This window comes from Luteibacter sp. 1214, assembly GCF_031455395.1.
Lineage (GTDB): Bacteria > Pseudomonadota > Gammaproteobacteria > Xanthomonadales > Rhodanobacteraceae > Luteibacter > Luteibacter mycovicinus.
In genome coordinates this window covers 173611-192235 of the sequence record NZ_JAVDSQ010000004.1, presented here as the reverse complement: position 1 = coordinate 192235, position 18625 = coordinate 173611, and the positions used below count along the sequence as shown (strand labels likewise).

The 18625-nt window shown below is 67.3% G+C and carries 13 protein-coding genes; 7 read left to right on the top strand and 6 right to left on the bottom strand.

The features are described 5' to 3' along the window. Window positions 1–6: 6 nt before the first annotated feature. The 3 genes from tsaB to J2X57_RS11720 form a co-directional block, all read right to left on the bottom strand. Window positions 7–696: a tRNA (adenosine(37)-N6)-threonylcarbamoyltransferase complex dimerization subunit type 1 TsaB gene (gene tsaB, locus J2X57_RS11730; RefSeq protein ID WP_036110982.1), complete on the bottom strand. Its 690-nt coding sequence runs from the start codon at window positions 694–696 to the stop codon at window positions 7–9. Further along, window positions 693–2030, bottom strand: a complete 1338-nt coding sequence (creD, locus tag J2X57_RS11725; RefSeq protein WP_308847353.1) for a cell envelope integrity protein CreD — start codon at window positions 2028–2030, stop codon at window positions 693–695. The genes tsaB and creD overlap by 4 nt, the downstream gene beginning before the upstream one ends. A 476-nt stretch (window positions 2031–2506) precedes the next feature. Next, window positions 2507–4432, bottom strand: a complete 1926-nt coding sequence (locus J2X57_RS11720) for an ATP-dependent DNA helicase (RefSeq protein ID WP_309867219.1) — start codon at window positions 4430–4432, stop codon at window positions 2507–2509. A gap of 79 nt (window positions 4433–4511) precedes the next feature. On the opposite strand from J2X57_RS11720, the gene J2X57_RS11715 reads away from it, so the two are divergent. Continuing rightward, window positions 4512–7271, top strand: a complete 2760-nt coding sequence (locus J2X57_RS11715) for a valine--tRNA ligase (RefSeq protein WP_309867216.1) — start codon at window positions 4512–4514, stop codon at window positions 7269–7271. A 171-nt stretch (window positions 7272–7442) separates the two neighbouring features. Here the strand turns inward: J2X57_RS11715 and J2X57_RS11710 are convergent, their stop codons facing one another. Together J2X57_RS11710 and J2X57_RS11705 are read right to left on the bottom strand one after the other, a co-directional pair. Then, complete coding sequence (locus tag J2X57_RS11710) at window positions 7443–7865, bottom strand: DNA polymerase III subunit chi (RefSeq protein ID WP_309867213.1); 423 nt, start codon at window positions 7863–7865, stop codon at window positions 7443–7445. Between the two features lie 10 nt (window positions 7866–7875). Beyond that, a complete protein-coding gene (locus tag J2X57_RS11705) occupies window positions 7876–9369 on the bottom strand; it encodes a leucyl aminopeptidase (RefSeq protein ID WP_036110969.1) in 1494 nt (497 codons plus the stop codon). Between the two features lie 97 nt (window positions 9370–9466). On the opposite strand from J2X57_RS11705, the gene lptF reads away from it, so the two are divergent. Both lptF and lptG read left to right on the top strand, forming a co-directional pair. Then, entirely contained in the window at window positions 9467–10570 is a 1104-nt protein-coding gene (gene lptF / locus J2X57_RS11700) for an LPS export ABC transporter permease LptF (RefSeq protein ID WP_043695441.1), read from the top strand. After that, window positions 10570–11667, top strand: coding sequence for an LPS export ABC transporter permease LptG (gene lptG / locus J2X57_RS11695; protein ID WP_036110964.1), 1098 nt, complete (start codon window positions 10570–10572; stop codon window positions 11665–11667). Before lptF ends, lptG begins: the two co-directional genes overlap by 1 nt. A gap of 11 nt (window positions 11668–11678) precedes the next feature. Here lptG and J2X57_RS11690 read toward each other — a convergent pair whose 3' ends face one another. Further along, on the bottom strand, window positions 11679–15182 hold the full coding sequence (locus J2X57_RS11690; RefSeq protein WP_309867207.1) for an ATP-binding protein: 3504 nt from the start codon (window positions 15180–15182) through the stop codon (window positions 11679–11681). A gap of 115 nt (window positions 15183–15297) precedes the next feature. Here J2X57_RS11690 and J2X57_RS11685 point away from each other — a divergent pair, with 115 nt between their 5' ends. From J2X57_RS11685 to J2X57_RS11670, 4 genes are all read left to right on the top strand, one after another. Beyond that, a complete protein-coding gene (locus tag J2X57_RS11685) occupies window positions 15298–16752 on the top strand; it encodes a GTPase (protein ID WP_309867204.1) in 1455 nt (484 codons plus the stop codon). Window positions 16753–16856: 104 nt separating this feature from the next. Beyond that, window positions 16857–17483, top strand: a complete 627-nt coding sequence (locus J2X57_RS11680; protein ID WP_309867201.1) for a YceI family protein — start codon at window positions 16857–16859, stop codon at window positions 17481–17483. Further along, window positions 17467–18051 carry a cytochrome b gene (locus J2X57_RS11675; RefSeq protein WP_309867198.1) on the top strand — a complete coding sequence of 195 codons (585 nt, stop codon included), beginning with the start codon at window positions 17467–17469 and terminating at the stop codon, window positions 18049–18051. The genes J2X57_RS11680 and J2X57_RS11675 overlap by 17 nt, the downstream gene beginning before the upstream one ends. A gap of 5 nt (window positions 18052–18056) precedes the next feature. Continuing rightward, window positions 18057–18608 (top strand): YceI family protein, encoded by a 552-nt coding sequence (locus J2X57_RS11670; RefSeq protein WP_043698215.1) that lies wholly within the window; start codon window positions 18057–18059, stop codon window positions 18606–18608. The last annotated feature ends 17 nt before the right edge of the window (window positions 18609–18625 follow it).

Here is an 18625-nt window from a genome sequence, read left to right as displayed (position 1 = left end):
CGAGCCTCAGGCCCGCCCCTGCTCCACCAGGGTCAGCGCCACCTTGTCCCGCAAATAGACCGGCAAGGCCAGCTCCGGTGCGACGGCCTGACCGTCACGGAACATGCGCGCCGCGACTTCCGCGACATGCCGCGCCTGCGGGAACAGCGCACCGTCCGCCGAGCGGATCGGTGCCTTGATCCGCTCGCGCAGCACGGCTTCGTATGTCGCCCAGCCCGTACCGACGACGTGCCATGCGGATGCGTCAGGCAACACCAGCGCGGCCGCCGTGTCCACACGCTCACGATCCATCAGGCTCACGCTGCCATCGTTCTCGCGACGCCACGCCGCGACATAAATTTCGCCCATGCGCGCGTCGATGACAGACAGAATGGCCGCATCGTCTTCCGGCGCTTCCAGTGCCAGCGCCTGCAACGACGACACGGTGACGACTGGAACATCCAGCGCCATCGCCATGCCCTGTGCCAGCGATACGCCCAGGCGCACCCCGGTGAACGCACCGGGGCCACGGCCGACGGCGATGCCATCGAGCGCCTCGCGCTTCAGGCCCGCTTCGGCGAGCAGCTCGTCGGCCATCGGCAGAACGAGTTCCGCATGCCTGCGCGGCGCGATCTCGCTGCGCTCGATCACCTCGTCGCCGTGGACGAGGGCGACCGAGCAGGCTTCCGTGGAGGTTTCGATGGCGAGGAAGTTCATGGCGTATCCGGCGTGGAGTTGAACGGTGTTCCCTGGGCGTACCAGTCGATCCGGCGGGTCAGGTACATCAGCAGCCCGACCACCGCCACGAGCACGACCGCGCCGATCAGCAGCGCGTACTGCTCGGCGCCGATCAGGCCGTACAGTATGGCGTAAACCAGCGCGAGGACGCCGCCGAGGGTGAACCCGGCCCGTCGGGCGCGCAGCGCCGCCACGGCGTAACCGCCCACGATCGACACCACCGCCCCCGCCGCCACCGCGTAGGCCGGCCCGAAGCCGATCTGCTCGGAAAGAGCAAGCAGCAGGACGTAGAAGCTCGTCATGGCGGCGCCCACCAGCAGGTACTGCACGGGATGCAGGCGCAGGCCCTTGAGTACTTCGAACAGGAAGAAGGCGACGAAGGTCAGCGCGATGAACAGCAGACCGTATTTACCGGCACGGTCGTTCTGCTGGTATACCCCGCCAGGCTGGTAAAGCTTCACGCCGAACGCCGACGACTCGAGCCGCCCCTCGACATCCTTGTCGTCGGCACGCCAGTGCTGCCCGTAGGCCCGATTGAGATCCAGCACCTGCCACGACGCGTCGAAGCCCTTCGCGGTCACGCTGCGCGTTCCCGGTAGCAGGGCACCGGTAAAGCTCGGATCGGGCCACGGCGAACGGACCCGCACGCTGTTGTTGCGGGCCAGCGGCAACGCGGAAAACGATTCGGTGCCCGCGATGCGCAGGGTCATCACATAGTCCAGCGGCGTGTCGCGGGCCGGGTCGACGGCGATGGGTGTGGACAACACCGTGTATGGCCCCATGCGTGCCGTCGACGACGCCAGGCGCACGGGCTTGCCGTCGACCGTGACCGAGGTGATGTGTTGCAGGCCGCGCGTATCGGCGATCAGCAGACGCAGTTCCGCTTTGCCGGGAAACCAGGTCGAACCGCTGTCCGCGGCGAAACGACGGATGTCTTCGGGCAGGATACGACCGCGCAACGTGACGTCGCCGGTGTACACCGGTACCTCGTACATGCCGAACCGGCGCTTTTCGACGCTGAGGTCGGCGACAGTGCTCTGGTCGTCCGCCAGTACGATTTCGGTGCCGTCATGGCTGGCGACCAGCTTGCCGTCCGCGTCGTGGGTTTCGCTGCGCGTGGGAACGGCGAGCACGAGGCCGCCGATAGTCTGCTCACCGCCCCATCCATCGGCGACGCGTGCCGACGCGGTGTCGCGCATCGACTGCCGCTCGCGCACGAGGCCGTCGGCCTGGGTCAGTGGGATCAACATGAGCAGGGCCAGTAGCCCGATGCCAAGCACCTTGGCGGTAATCGTCTGCGTCCAGCGGAACATCGGGGGTCTCCCTCGTCGATAGTGAGGGCGATGGTGGGCTCCGCGTGAGGTGACCCACCGTCTGGCGTGTGGCTTCGACGGGGCGAGTTCTGGCGAAATACTGCGCGGGGTGTTGGGGCTGGCCGTCGCGGGCTCGGCTTGCGCCCTCGCCTTTGTTTTGTCGCGGCGTGTGGTGTCGCGTCGTTGGCTGGGACCGCTCGCTTGCCTGGGGGGTATGGCCTCGTTCGCCTTAGTGAGGCTGAGGGTTCGCGAACAGGGTTCGCTCCTACCGCACGGCGACCGCAATGGGGGGATACATGGCGGCCTGTAGGAGCGCGCCCTGCGCGCGAAAAGCCAACGAAGCGAAGAAGCCACACCCCGCTCGACCACCAACCCACCTCGGTACACCAAAGAGACGGCGGGGGTGACCCTCGAGGCCGGTAGCCGCAGGCGAGGGCTTCGACTGGACAAGGCCGCGCAGGCGGGGCCGGCCAGGCTCAACCAGCCAATTCGCCCTGAGCCAAAAACGCCGTCACATCCGACAGCTCACGCGTACGCGGCATCGGCGGCAAGCTGGCGAGGAAGAGCTTGCCGTAGCCCTTCGTGCTGAGGCGCGGATCGCAAAGCACCAGGACGCCACGATCGTTCACGTCGCGGATCAACCGCCCCGCGCCCTGCTTCAGCGCGATCACCGCCGTCGGCACCTGCCAGCCCATGAACGGATTGATGCCCGCTTCCTCGAGCGCCTCGAGTCGCGCCTGCAGGACGGGATCGTCCGGCATCGCGAACGGCAGCTTGTCGATGACGACGACACTCAATGCTTCGCCGGCCACGTCCACACCTTCCCAGAAGCTTGCCGCGCCGAGCAATACGCCACGACCGCTGGCGCGGAATTCTTCCAGCAGGCGATGGCGCGGCGCGCTGCCCTGCACGAACAGCGGCCAGGGCACGCGCCCTTCCAGCAACTCGGCGGCACGCCGCAGGGCGCGGTGCGAGGTGAACAACAGGAACGCGCGGCCGTCCGACGCGTCCAGTACGGGACGGATCGCCACGATCACCTTGTCGGTGAAGTCACGCGCGGAGGGATCCGGCAGATCCTTCGGCAGATAGGCCAGCGCCTGGCGCTTGTAATCGAAGGGACTCTCGACGTGCAGGGTCTGCGGATCCTCGATACCCAGCTGGCGGGCGAAATGACCGAAGTCGCCCGCGATCGACAGCGTGGCCGAGGTGTGGATCCACGCGGCATCCGTGGCCATGCGCATGGCGCGCAGCGGCGAAGCGAGGTCCAGCGGCGTCGCGTGCAACGCGAAGCCACGCGGGAAGGTTTCGTACCAGCGCACGTCGCTGGCCGAGTGTTCCTCCGCGATGCGGTCGAGCCGCAGGCTGAGCATCTGCGCGCGTTCGAAGGCATTGGCCAGGCCGCGCGAGCGCTCCCCCAGCGAACCGAGCAGATCGGACAGCGCGGCCATGACATCGCGCAATTCGGTCAGCAGATCGTGGACGGTGCTGTCGCGATCCAGGGCGCCGAAAGGCCCCTTCGGCGGCAGCGAGTCCATGGCAAGGCGCAGCCTCCTGACCAGGTCCTGCACGACCTCGACCGGTTCCAGCAGCTGACTGGTCGCACCGGTGACCCCCTGCGCTTCGGCCAGCGCGTCGTGGGCCAGGTCGGTCATCTGCCGTGCGCTGACGCTTTGCGAGAAGAACTGGCCGGCCAGTTCGGGGATCTGGTGCGCCTCGTCGAGAATGAAGGCGTCGGCACCGGGCAGGATTTCACCGAAGCCTTCCTGCTTCAGCGCCAGATCGGCCATCAGCAGGTGATGGTTGACCACCACGATATCGGCTTCCATCGCATCGCGGCGGGCTTTCACCACATGGCAGTCGTCGAAGAACGCACACTCCGCGCCAAGGCAGTTTTCCGGCGTGGAGGTAACCCGCGGCCAGACCGGCGAATCTTCCGGGATATCGACCATCTCCATACGATCGCCACGGCGGGTGCGGGCCGACCAGGCACGGATCGCCGAGAGCTGGGAGGCCAGCTGCCGGTCCGGGTTGCCCTCGCGGACGGACTGGTCGAGCCGGTACAGGCACAGATAGTTGGCCCGGCCCTTCAGCAGGCTGGTTCTGGCCCGGCTGCCCAGCACGGCGTGCACGCGCGGCAGATCGCGGAAGAACAGCTGATCCTGCAGCGCCTTGGTGCCGGTGGAAACGATCACCTTGCGCCCCGACATCAAGGCGGGAACGAGGTAGGCGAACGTTTTGCCGGTGCCGGTGCCGGCCTCGGCGATCAGGATGTCGCGCTCGGCGATGGCTTCGGCCACGGCCTCCGCCATGCGCTGCTGGGCCTCGCGCGGGGCGAATCCCGGTACTTCACGGGCGAAAGGCCCTTCGGCGCCGAGGATCGCGGCCACTTCAGGTTCAGTCATCCGGCAAGTATCGCCTACAATGGCCGTCTTTTCGTCTTCCAAAGAGCGCCCCTTCACGGCGCGATCCGAGAGCCCACGCATGGACAAGAGTTTCGAGCCCAGCCAGATCGAGTCGAAGTGGTACGCCCAGTGGGAGGCCAACGGCTATTTCAAGCCGTCGGGCAAGGGCACGCCGTACACGATCATGCTGCCGCCGCCCAACGTCACGGGCACCCTGCACATGGGCCATGCCTTCCAGCACACCATCATGGACACGCTGGTGCGCTACCACCGCATGCGTGGCTTCGACACGCTGTGGCAGCTGGGTACCGACCATGCGGGCATCGCCACCGAGATGGTGGTCACCCGCCAGCTCAACGCCGAAGGCAAGCAGCGCGCCGATTTCGACCGTGAGTCGTTCATCGCCCGCATCTGGGAGTGGAAGGCGGAATCCGGCGACATCATCGGCCGCCAGATGCGCCGTCTGGGCGTGTCAGGCGACTGGTCGCGCGAGCGTTTCACCATGGACGAGGGCATGTCCGAGGCCGTGATCGAGACCTTCGTCCGCCTGTCGGAGGAAGGCCTGATCTACCGTGGCCAGAAGCTGGTCAACTGGGATCCGGTGCTGAAGACCGCGATTTCCGACCTCGAAGTGGTCAGCGAGGAAGAAGACGGTTCGATGTGGTCGATCCGCTACCCGCTGTCCGACGGCTCGGGTGAACTGATCGTCGCCACCACACGTCCGGAGACGATGCTGGGCGACGTGGCCGTGGCCGTGCATCCGGAAGACGAGCGCTACGCGCATCTCATCGGCAAGATGCTCGACCTGCCGCTGTCCGACCGGCAGATTCCGATCATCGCCGACGACTACGTCGAGAAGGACTTCGGCACCGGTTGCGTGAAGATCACCCCGGCGCACGACTTCAACGACTATGCCATCGGCCTGCGCCACAACCTGCCGATGATCAACATCCTCACCGACGAGGCGAAGATCAACGACGCCGCGCCGGAGAAGTACCGCGGACTGGACCGCTATGTCGCGCGCAAGGCGGTGCTCGCCGATCTCGAAGCGGCCGAGCTGCTGGTCGAGACGAAGAAGCACAAGCTGCAGGTGCCGCGCGGCGATCGCAGCGGCCAGGTCATCGAGCCATATCTCACGTGGCAGTGGTTCGTGAAGATGGACACGCTGGCGGCGCGCGGCCTCGAACTGGTCGAGCACGGCCACGTGAAGTTCGTGCCCGAAAACTGGATCAGCACGTACCGCCACTGGCTCGGCAACATCCAGGACTGGTGCATCAGCCGCCAGCTGACCTGGGGCCATCGCATCCCGGCGTGGTACACCGACAACGGCAGCGTGATCGTCGCACGCGACGAGGCCGAGGCCGCCGCCAAGGCGCTTGCGCAGGGCTACGAGGGTGCACTGCGCCGCGACGACGACGTGCTGGAAACCTGGTTCTCGTCCGGCCTCTGGAGCCACTCCACGCTGGGCTGGCCGAACCCGGAGCGCCAGGCCGAGCTCGGTTTCGACCGTTACCTGCCGTCGAGCGTGCTGGTCACCGGCTTCGACATCATCTTCTTCTGGGTCGCCCGCATGATCATGCTGACCGACCACTTCACGGGCGAAGTCCCGTTCAAGGACGTCTACGTCACGGGCCTGATCCGCGACAAGGACGGCCAGAAGATGTCCAAGTCCAAGGGTAACGTACTCGACCCGCTCGACATCATCGACGGCATCAGCCTCGACGACCTGCTGGCCAAGCGCACGCGCGGCCTGATGCAGCCGAAGATGGCGGAGAAGATCGAGAAGTCGACGCGCAAGGAATTCGGCGACGGCATTCCCGCGTTCGGTGCGGACGCGCTGCGCTTCACCTTCGCCTCGCTCGCGACGCACGGTCGTGACATCAAGTTCGACCTGGAGCGTGCCGGCGGCTACAAGGCCTTCGTCAACAAGCTCTGGAACGCGTCGCGCTTCGTGCTGATGAACCTCGGTGAAGAAGCGCGCATCGCACCGGTCAAGCCCACGACCGAAGCCGAACGCTGGATCCTCACCCGCCTGCGCGACACGCTGGGCACGGTCAAGGAACAGCTCGCGGCCTATCGCTTCGACCTCGCGTCGCAGGCGCTGTACGAGTTCACCTGGAACGAGTTCTGCGACTGGTTCCTCGAGTTGTCCAAGCCCGCATTGAACGGCAACGACGAAGCCGCCATCGCATCCACCCGCTACACCCTGGTGCACGTTCTGGAGACGCTGCTGCGTGCGCTGCATCCGCTGATTCCCTTCGTCACCGAAGAGATCTGGCAGAACGTGCGCCCGCTGCTTGGCATCGACGGCGAAACGATCATGCTGCGCCCCTACCCGGAAGCCGCGGACGTCGAAGGCGACGACGCCGCGACCGCCGAGATCGAATGGGTCAAGGACGTGCTGACCGGCGTGCGTCGTATCCGCGCCGAGATGAACATCGCGCCGGGCAAAGTCATTCCGCTGCTGTTCGCCGACGGCGACGCGTCCGATCGTGCACGTGCGGCCAAGTTCGCCGCGCAGATCGCGTTCCTCGGCCGCGTCGAAACGCCGGTGTGGGTCGAGGGCGAAGAGCCCGCCGCCGCTGCCGCCGTGATCGGTGGCATGCGAGCGTTGATTCCGCTGGAGGGGCTGATCGACGTCGGCGCCGAGAAGGCACGCCTCGCGAAGGAAATCGCCCGCATCGAGGGTGAAGTGCGCAAATGCGAAGGCAAGCTGAGCAACGCCAACTTCGTCGCCAACGCACCCGCTGAAGTGGTCGAGCTGGAGCGCCAGCGCATTGCTGACTGGACGCGCCAGGCGGATGCGATGCGGGAGCAGGCGAAAAAGCTGGGCGCGTAGCGCCCAGCTTTGTAGGAGCGCGCCCTGCGCGCGAAAAGCCAACGAAGCGATGAAGCGGCACCCCGATGAGGGGGCGCCCCATTACCGCCTTGTAGGCTTTTCGCGCGCGGGGCGCGCTCCTACATGAGACGTCACCGATAAAAAAACCCGCCATCCGGCGGGTTTCTTCTTTTACATGTCGTGTTTGTTCACTTCAAACCCGGCTTTCTTGTATTCCGTCCACCGCGCCCGTGACCCCTCGCGCTCGGCGGGATCCGCCGCCACCACTTCCAGCACGCGGTCGAAGTGCCCCGGGGCGCAGACATCGCGCAGGTTGATCACCATCGGCCGGTCCGCGGCCTCGACGCCCGGCGGCACGATCAGCACCGCCGTGTTGGCATCGTCGTCGTCCCCCGCCAGCTGATGGGGGATGAAGGCATCCTCGTCGAAAGCCCAGAGGTATTCGTCGATCGCCTCAGCCTGTTCGAAGTCCCGCGTGAGGATCAGGGTCGGCTGCTGGGCGCCGAACGCGCGCCTGGCGAGTTCGCAGACCAGCAGCAGGGGATCCTCGCGGAAGCGCGGCTTGTCGATCAGGTAGAAGTCGGCGCGCGGCATCGTCGCGGGATCAGCCGGCCGACGCGACGCGGTCGAGCAGCCACTGGGTCAGCAGCGGCACGGGACGGCCGGTGGCCATGCCCTTGCGGCCTTCGTCCCACGCGGTGCCGGCGATGTCGAGGTGCGCCCAGCGACGGCCTTCGGTGAAGCGCGCCAGGAAGCAGCCCGCCGTGATCGCACCGGCGTACTTGCCGCCGATGTTCGCCACATCGGCGAAGCCCGACTCGAGCTGGCTCTGGTAATCGTCCCAGAGCGGCAGGCGCCAGGCGCGGTCGAGGGTGGACTCACCCGCGGCGAGCAGCTCGGCCGAGAGCGACTCGTCCTTGGTCATCAGGCCGCTGGCATGCTTGCCCAGCGCGACGACGCAGGCGCCGGTGAGGGTGGCGGCATCGATCATGGTATGCGGGTCGAAGCGCTTGCCGGTGTAGGTCAACGCGTCGCAGAGGATCAGGCGACCCTCGGCATCCGTGTTGAGCACTTCGATGGTGATGCCGGCGAGGCTGGTCAGCACGTCGCCCGGGCGATAGCTGTCACCGTCCGGCATGTTTTCGACGGCCGGGACGACGCAGACGAGGTTGACCGCGAGCTTGAGCTTCACCGCGGCGACGAAGGCGCCGAGCACGCCGGCGGCGCCGCCCATGTCGAACTTCATTTCTTCCATGCCCGGACCCGGCTTGAGGCTTATGCCACCGGTGTCGAAGGTGATGCCCTTGCCGACGAAGGCGTACGGCTTGTCGCCGTCCTTGCCGCCGTTCCACTGCAGGATGATCAGGCGCGGCTGATTGGCCGAGCCGCGGGCAACGGCCAGCAGCGAGCCGAAGCCTTCGCGTTCCATGTCGGCGCGGTCGAGGGCCTCGAAGGTGACGCCTTCATGAGCCTCGGCAAACGCCCTGGCCTGATCCGCGATGTAGACCGGGTTGCAGATGTTGGGCGGCAGGTTGGCCAGTTCCTTGGCGTAGCGAACGCCTTCGGCGATCGCGCGGGCTTCGGCCAGGCCGGTCTCACCATCGGCCGGGCCGACCAGGTTCACCGTGCCGAGCTCCGGCAGCGCCTTGTCGCGCGGCTTGACGGTGGCGGTATAGCGGTAGGCGGCATGGTCGGTGGCCAGGGCGGCGACACGGACGCGCCAGGCGGCGTCGCGACCCGGCACGTCGATTTCGGGCAGCCAGCTGGTGGCCTCGGTGACCGGCAGGCGACCGACGGCGCGGGCGGCTTCCAGGGTGACGCGCTGGTAGCGGGCGGCGTCGAACGTCTTCTGGGCGCCCAGGCCCACCACCAGCACGCGGGCGGCGGCGACACCGGCCGGGTGCAGCAGCGTGACGAGGTTGCCGACCTTGCCGGTGATGTCGCCAGCCTCGACCAGGCGTTTGATGGCGCCCTGACCGGCGGTGTCGATCCGCGCCGCGGCGCTGGTCAGGACACCGTTCTCGTAGACACCGACGACCGCGACCGGGGTGGCGGTCGATTCGGGAGCGCTGGAACCGAGGCTGAACTGAACTGACATATCTGATGGTCCTGCAAAAGCCCGCCGGGGCCCGGACAGGCTAGACTTGTGGTTTGCCGGCCAGGACTGACGCGGCACGAACCGCCAATTCTACCAAATGCTCAGCATCCTCGACCGCTATTTCCTGCGCGAACTTGCCTACGGTGTCATTGCGACGGCCGTGGTCCTGCTCGTCATCTTCTCCGGCGGCGCCTTTGCCAACGTCCTGCAGAAGGTCGCCAACGGCAGCATCCAGCCCTCCGTCATGTTCGAGGTGCTCGGCCTGCAGATGGTGGACCTGCTCTCCACGCTGCTGCCGATGTCCGCCTTCCTAGGCACCCTGATAGCCCTGGGTCGCATGTACCGCGAGAGCGAGATGCACGTCCTGGCCTCGTCCGGCATGGGTCCGCGCGGCATGCTGCGCCCGGTCACCCTGCTGGCGGTCGTCGCCACCATCGTGGTCGGCCTGGTCTCGCTCTGGCTGGGGCCGCTGTCGGCACGCACCGCCGACCAGGTCATCGCGGCGGCGAACAAGTCCGTGATCGCCGCCGGCCTCGACGCCGGTCGCTTCACCGAACTGCCCGGCAAGGGCGGCATCATCTTCGTCGACACCCTGAGCCGTGACGGCACGGTACTGGGCAAGACCTTCCTGGCCACCGACCGCACCGACAGCGACGGCAACCCGCAGGTCCGTGTGGTCAGCGCCAAGAGCGGCCGCATGTACCAGGAGAGCGACGGCCAGAACCGTTTCCTCGCGCTGTACGACGGCTGGCAGTTCGAGGTGCCGCTGGCGGCCGACAACTGGCGCCGCATGAAATACGAGCGTAACGACGCCTCGCTGTCGTCCATCGTCGACGACGACGAGGACACCGATCCCGCTCACGAATCCACCATGTCGCAGCTGATCAAGGCGGGCACGCCGGACGCCCTCGGCGAGATCGTCTCCCGCTTCGCCGCGCCGGTCAGCACCCTCGTCCTGATGATGATGGTGCTGCCGATGTCGAAGCAGGCCCCGCGCGACGCCCGATACGGCCGCCTGCTGATCGCCGTGCTCACTTACTTCCTCTATGTCATCTGGCAGCTGATCGCCCGCGCCCAGATCATCAAGGGCCACCTGCACACCTCCGTGCCCGTGTGGATCCTGCACCTGGTCGTATTCGGTGTGGCCGCCTGGTACTTCTGGAAGCAGAACACGCCGCGTCGCGTGAAGGGAGCCGCGTAATGGCCACCCTCACCGTCAAGCGCGCCGACCGCCTGATCGCCATGAGCGTACTCGGCACGCTGCTGCTGGTCTGGCTGGTGCTGGCCGGTTTCGATTCGCTGCTGCAGTTCGTGCGCCAGCTGGGCAACATCGGCAAGAACGGCTTCTCGCTGTACGACGCCATCGCCTACATCATGCTGACGCTGCCGCGCCGGCTCTATCAGATGTTCAGCAACGCCGCACTGATCGGCGGCCTGCTCGGCCTGGGCGGACTGGCCGCCACCGGTGAGCTGACCGCCCTGCGCGCGGCCGGCATGTCCAAGCTGCGTATCGCCGGATCGGCGGCGGGCGTCATCGCCGTGCTGACTCTCGCCGTCGTGGTGATGGGCGAAACCGCCGCCCCCTACGGCGACCAGCATGCGCAGGCCATCCAGGTACGCATGCGCTCGAGCAATCTCGGCTCGACCAGCAGCGGCCTGTGGGCGCGTGACGGCGGCAGGATCATCAACGCCAAGTCGGCCATCGCCGTGCAGGACGGTGACCGCACCACGGTGAAACTCGTCGACGTACGCGTCTACAGCTTCACGCCGGACGGGCAGCTGTCGGTCTTCTCGCATGGCGACAGCGCCACGCATGACGGCAACAAGTGGATCATGAGCAAGGTCCGCACGACGACGCTCGACGACCAGGGTACGCACTCGACCAACCAGGACACGCAGACCTGGGCCTCGCGCCTGAATCCGCATGTGCTGGAGCAGTCGGTGATCCACCCCGAATACCTGTCCATGGCCGATCTGCGGCGCAACATCCGCTACCTCGACAACAACGGCCAGAACTCGGGCGTGTACGCCGTCGCGTTCTGGGGTCGCGCGCTGTTCGCCCTCAACACGCTGGTGCTGGTGTTGTGCGCCATGCCGTTCGCCTTCGGCTCGCTGCGTTCCGGCGGCCTGGGCAAGCGCCTCTTCATCGGCATCATCCTCGCGATCGGCTGGTACTTCCTGCAGGGTGCGATGGTCAACTTCGGCACCGTCTACGGGATGCCGCCACTGCTGGCCAACCTGTTACCGACGACGCTGCTGGTCGCAGGCGCCCTCGCCTACTTCAGACGATTCGGCTAGCGCACCACGGCTCAGGACGCCGCGGCAAGCGGCGTCCTGCACACGCGCTCGAGCACGGCGTCCATCTCATCGCCACTCATGGGTTTGCGTAGCAGCGCATCCATGCCCGCCTCGCGTATCGCGCTGACCTCGTCCCCCGCCGAGCGTGCCGTCACGGCGACGATCGGCAGGCTCGCCATCGCCTCGATGCGGCGGACCATCCGGGCGATCTGAAAGCCATCGACCAGCGGGAGGTCGAGATCGAGCAGAAGGACGTCGTAGCGGCCGGCCGACAATTCGCTCATCGCGGCGAGGCCATCGCTCACCGCGGCAACTAGATGGCCGCGCGCCCGGAGCAGGTTCGCGATCACTTCCGAAACCACGGGGTCGTCCTCGACGAGCAGCACGCGCCACCCGCCCGGCGTACCGATCGACGAGGGCGCGGGCATGCAGGCGTGACCGGCACAGGCGCACGGCTGCATCGGCAGGCTCACCGTGAAACGGGTGCCGCAGCCCGGTTCGCTCTCCACCTCGATCGATCCATCCATGAGCGCGACCAGCTCCTGGCAGATGGCGAGGCCGAGTCCCGATCCTTCCGCGCGCCGCGGGGAGGCGCCCTGCTCGAACCGGGAATAGAGCCGGGCGCGAAGTTCAGCCGACATGCCCGGCCCGGTGTCGGACACCGTCATGATGAGCGAGCCGGCGCATGCGGACAGCGCGACGGATACCCCACCCGCTTCCGTGAACTTCACCGCGTTGTTCACCAGATTCTGCAGTACCTGACGCAGGCGGACCGCGTCGCCGCGCAGCGTCGCGGGCACGGCGGCGTCCACACTGACGGTCAGTGCGAGTCCTTTCTCACGCGCTCTCGTCGCGGCGAGGGCCACCACCTCGTCCGCGACCGATCGCATGGACACGCAGTCCGACTCGAGCACCAGTCGCCGCGATTCGATGCGGGCGATGTCGAGCGCATCGTTGACCAGACGCAACAACGTGTCGCCCGAGCGCCGCACCGCATCGACATAGCCGCGCTGCGCGTCATCGAGCGGCGTACGCGCCAGCAGCTCGGCCATGCCGAGCACGCCGGTCATGGGAGTGCGTATTTCATGACCCAGGGTCGCCATGAATTCCGTCTTCGCCGCGCTCGCCTCCTCGGCCATGCGTCGCTGATGTTCGGCAAGCCGCATGCGCATCGCCTGACGCACACGCCTCCGGGTCCCGCGCAGCACCGCGACGACCGCGGCCGTCGCGAGCAGCGCGTATCCGACCCATGCCCACCAGCGCTGCCATGGCGGCGCTTCCATCACCACGACAAAGGCGGCGGGAAGCGCCGGGCTGAGCTCGTCGCGGCCGGCGCCCGTGATCGACATGGCATACCTGCCTGCCGGCAAACCCTCGAAAACGCGCTCCCCGTCGCTGGCCACCCGAACGGGCGAGGCGTCATCGTCACGGCGAATCTCGAACCTGACGTGGTTGCGATCCGGGTGGACGAACGAGAGGACGCGCGCGGAGAGACGCGGCTCGCGATCGTCCCACGCCAGGTTCAGGGTGCCGTTTTCGATGGGCAGGACTTCACGTCGACCATGACGCGACACCGTCGCGCCCAGCACGGCAATGGTCGGGCGGCGGACGTGATCGCGCTGCGCGTCGGGACGAAACCCGACGAGGCCGGCGAGCGTCCCGCCATACATGCTGCCGTCGTCGAGCAGCACCGTGGTGGCGTGAGTGAACTCCCCGCTGGCAAGGCCGTCGGCCATGCCGAACGAGCGGAAGCGGCCATGCTCGGGGTCGAAACGCCACACGCCTGTCTGACCGTACAACCAGAGCCGTCCGCCACGGTCACGACGCAGGTTGAGGATCTCGGTGGAGGGGAAGCCTTCGGCGCCACCGATGTGTCTGTCGCGTACGGCGCTCGCGCCCTGCCAGTGGAACCGCTCGAGCGCGTCGGGCCGGACCACCCAGAAGCCGTCGCCGTCAGGTTCGAACGCGTTGATCCTCCCGCGCGCGACGCCTTCGATGAAACGCATCTCTCCCGTCGCGCGGTCCTGCCTGGCCAGGCCGGCCAGGCTCGCCTGCCAGAGGTCGCCGTCGACCATTTCGATCTGGCGCGTATCGGCCCAGCCCCTCGGCGTCTCGGCGAAGCGAACGCGCGCTGCATGGCCGAGGTCGGCATCGACCCGGAACAGGCCGGCATCCAGTGCGGCGACGAACACGTCACCGCCCGGCCCGGAAGCCATGGTCGTGACCGGGCGGTCGATCACGCTGCGCAGAAAGGGCTGGGCGGTTCGTCCGCGGCCGACGGTGAGACCGTCCACGGTACCGATCAGCAGCCGCTGCCCCGGCAGCGCGAGCAGCGACTGGATGCGCGGCGCACCGAGTTCAAATCCGGGCGATGTGTGCCCGGTCGCCGGATCGAACCCGCGGATCCACCCACGCAAGCCGCCCACCCACAGGCCTCCCCCTTCGCGCGCCGCGACCGCGGTCACCGTGCGGCCGGGGAAGGTGTGCGGGTCGGTGGCGACATGGGAAAAACGGGTGAAGTCGTCCCACGAGGGACCCAGATACGCCAGTCCGCCATCGCTCAGCGCGAACCAGAGGCCGTGCTCCCGATCCTCCAGCATGCCGCGCACGGTGCGGCCAGGGAGACCGCCTGCGGCGGTCCAGGAACCAGCCACGTCATGCATCCGGTCGAATCGGTCGAGCATCGAGAGACCCTGCGCCGATGCGATCCAGAGAATGCCGTGACTGTCGGCCAGCGTGCCGAACACTCTGCCTGCGGCGACACGGCGTTCGCGCACGGGACGCGCGTCGGCGGTCAGACGAAACAGGCCGCGATCGGTGGCGATCCGCAGTTCCGCCGAGCCGCCCCCGATACCCTGCACGCGCACCGGGCTGCCGTCCGTGAACGCGCGTGGCGACACCCTGCCGTCGCTGTCCGCCACGAACAGGCCGGTATCTGCGCCAATCCACAGGCGCCCGTCGTCGGCGACATGCAATGCGTTGACCGCGCCGCCCCGGAGGTCGCCCACTCGCTCCGGGGCGCTCCCGTCGGCGCGCATGCGATCGAGACCTTTCGCCGAACCGACCCAGATAGCGCCATCGGGCGTCTGCGCGATGGCGCGGACGTCGTCGCTGGTCAACCCGTCGCGCCACTGCACGAAGACGCCGGTGTCGGGATCGTAGCGGCCCAGACCCGTCTCGGCTCCGCCCATCCAGATCCTGTCGTCATGGTCGACGAAGAGCACCGACAAGCCGCCCGTCGGCATCGCGTGTTCCCGGCGAGGCCCGATGCGCGGGACGGTGAATTCCACGCCGTCGAACCGCGACAACCCGGCGGCGGTGGCCACCCAGATGAATCCGCGCGCATCCTGCACCACGGCCTGCACCTTGCTGCTGGGCAAGCCCTCGTGCAAGCCGTAACTGCGGAACTGGGGGGTGGGGATCGGCGCCGTCGTGAGGGCTGCCGATGTGGGGATGGCCACGCCCATGAGGATCGTGGCCACGAGAATCCATCTCGCGAAGAGCGTGTGGTGCATACGCCGGGTTCCTGGTTCGAACCCGATCATGGCATGCGGCTGAAGCTCTCCGCACGACTTGACGTCCCGACGGACTGTAGGCATGAACCGCTGCGCTTGCCCGTAGAATGGCCGCATGTCACGCCGCCTGCGCCTCCTCATCGCCGCCATCGGTTTCGCCGCCCTCGCCTGGTTGCTGCTGGCGGCGATCGACCGCGGACTGGCGCTGGCCCAGCGTTTCATGGGTTTGCCGGAGGGCATGCGCTGGCTGCTGGGCATCGCCATCGCGCTGCTCGCGGGGGGCGGCATCGCGGTCGGCTTCTGGTGGCTGCGTCCCCGCAGACCTCGTGGACCGGTGGTCGCACCGGACCGTGCATCGCTGGAAGCGCGCCTGCAGACGCTTCGTGAATCCGGCTCCGAGGTTGAGGAAATTCGCAGCGAACTCGGCGAACTCGACCGGCGTCGCGCCAGCGAGAAACTCTACGTCGCGGTCTTCGGCGAGATATCCACGGGCAAGTCGTCGCTCATCGCCGCGCTGATACCGGACGCGCGCCCGGACAGCGACGCGCGCGGCGGCACGACACGTGAGGTGACGCACTTCGAGGGGGCCATGCCTCGCGGTGGGGAATGGACGCTCGCGGACGTCCCCGGTTCGGCCGAAGCGGACGGCGACGCACGCGAACGCATGGCACGCGACGAGGCGTTGCGTGCGCACGCCGTCGTGTACGTCTGCGCCGGCGACCTCACGCGCACGCAGGGCGACGAACTGCGCTGGCTGGGTGACTTCGGCAAGCCGCTGGTGCTTGCGATCAACAAGGCGGACCAGTGGTCGCCGGAAGACCGTGAGCGCATCGTGCGGCAGGTGCGCAGCCAGACGACCGGAATTCCCGACGCCGTCGTCGCGATCAGTGCGGGGGGCGAGGAGCGCTTCACCCGCCGTCTCGCCGATGGCACGACCGAGGACGTCACACGCCGACGCAAGCCTGACGTCGATGCCCTCGTGGACGCCATCGCGCGGCTTGTCGCGCCGGGTGCGCAGGGCCTCGAGGCGCTTCGCGAAAACGCGGTGCTCGCACGTGTCCACGAACGTACCGGTGAGTACGAAAAAGCCCACCGAGCCGCGGAAGCCGATCGTATCGTCGCGCGCTACGCGCGACGCGCCATCGTGGGCGCGATGGCCGCCGTCGCACCCGGCACCGACCTCGTGATTCAGGGCGCTCTGGCGGCAGGCCTCGTGCGGGCCCTGGCGGACCTGTACGGCGTCAACGTCACCGACGTCGACGTCGACAATCTCCTGCGACAGGCCCGCATGACCTTGCGAACCGGCACATCGATCGTGCTTGCGGTGGCCGGAAACGCGCTCAAGGCGTTTCCGGGGCTGGGAACGCTGAGCGGTGGCGTGCTGCACGCCTTCGCCTATGCCCTGATCTTCGACAGCCTCGGCCGTGCGCTGGCCGCCACGCTTGCCGAACGCCATACCCTCGACCAGGCCGATGCGGGCGAGCGCATGCGTGAGTTGCTCGGCGACGCCAGCGGCTCGCGGCTCCGCCGGCTGGCCGAACTCACCGGCGACGCCTTGCGGGATCGTTAAGTGAACGATGCGTTCGCGAAGGGCGGGCTGACAAGCGACGCCCGCTCGGCCACACTGCCTCGTATCGGCCGCGGCGCGGCCCTCGTCCGGAACCGGCTCCCCTCATGCGAAACGCCCGCTTCCTGCCAGCTGTCCTCTTCGCGATCGCGCCCCTGTATGCGCATGGCGCGACCACGGCTTACCGGATCGATCCGGTGCACAGCCAGGTCGTGTTCAACGTCGAGCACAACGGCTTCTCGCGATCCTTTGGCCGACTGAAAGTCACCGAGGGCACCGTGCGCTTCGATCCGGACGACTGGTCGAAGTCCTCGGTCGACGCGACCATCGATCTCGCCTCCGTCGACATGGGCGACGCCGAGTGGAACAAGGCGGTACGTGGTGCGTCACTGCTCGACAGCGACCGCGCGAAAACCGCGCGTTACGTCAGTGACTCGGTCGAAAAGAAAACCGACGACGATGGCATCGTCCACGGCAAGCTCACCTTGCGTGGCAAGACGCTGCCCCTCGACCTTCCGTTCCGGGTGAACCGTATCGGCAAGACCATTTACGGCTTGCACACCGTGGCCGGCTTCTCGTCCACCGTGACGCTCGATCGCGCGGCGTACGGAATGACTTCGAACAAGAATTCCATCGGCAACGACGTCAGTGTATGGCTCGAGATCGAAGCCATCCGTGGCGGCGACGCCCAGACCCGCTCCGACAAGGAAACCCCCGATGCCCCTGCGCAGTGACACCTCCCGTTGGAGCACCGTCGCCAAGACCTTTCACTGGGTCATGGCGCTGCTGATCCTCGGCAACGGCGCGTTCGCTTTCTGGATGGACGGCCTGAAGCCGTCGCTGCAGAAGATCAATATGTTCGCCCTGCACAAGTCGATCGGACTCACCGTGCTGGCGTTGTTCCTGCTCCGCCTGATGTGGCGCGCGGTGGACCGTCGCCCACCCGATGAGCCGGCACCGCACTGGCAGAAGATCGCCGCGCATGCGGTACATGGCTTGCTCTACCTGCTCATCGTCGCCATCCCGCTGTCGGGCTGGGCGTTCAATTCGGCGCACGGTTTTCCGTTGCAGTATTTCAAGCAGTTCAACCTGCCGGCGCTGGTGGAAAAGAATCCCGGACTGTCCGACACGCTCGGCACCGTCCACGTCTGGTTGTTCTGGTTCCTGCTGGCCGTGCTCGTCGCCCATGTCGGCGGAGCGCTCAAGCACCATCTCATCGACCGCGACGACACACTCCGCCGCATGCTGCCGTTCGGCCGTGCAAAGCGGAACACCTCTACCCCTCCCGGAGAAACCCCATGAACCCGATGATCCGCCGCCTGTCCGCCCTCACCGTCGCGCTGGCCCTGCCGTTCGCCGCGTCCGCCGCGGATTACAAGGTCGGCCCCGGCAGCACGCTCGGTTTCAGCGGCAAGTTCCAGGGCCAGCAGTTCGACGGCACGTTCGGCAAGTTCGATGCGGCGATCAGCTACGACGCCGCGAATCTCGCCGCGTCGAAATTCGACGTGACCGTCGATACCGCCACGGCGAAGACAGGCGACAGCGACCGCGACAACGCGCTGCCGGGGTCCGATTTCCTGGACGTCAAGAAGTTCGCCACGGCGCACTACGTCACGACCGGCTTCAGCAAGGACGCCAAGGGCAACGTCATCGCCAACGGCAACCTGACGCTGCACGGCGTGACGAAGCCGGTCGCACTGAAGGTCGTGTTCTCGCCCAACGCCGGCGGCGCACGTCTTTCGGTCACCGGTACCCTGAAGCGCCTGGACTTCGGCGTGGGCAGCGGCGATTACAAGGACACCTCGACCATCGCCGACGAGGTACTGGTCAACGGTTCGCTCAACCTGCTGCCGAAGTAAGGCGACGGTGGGCGGCT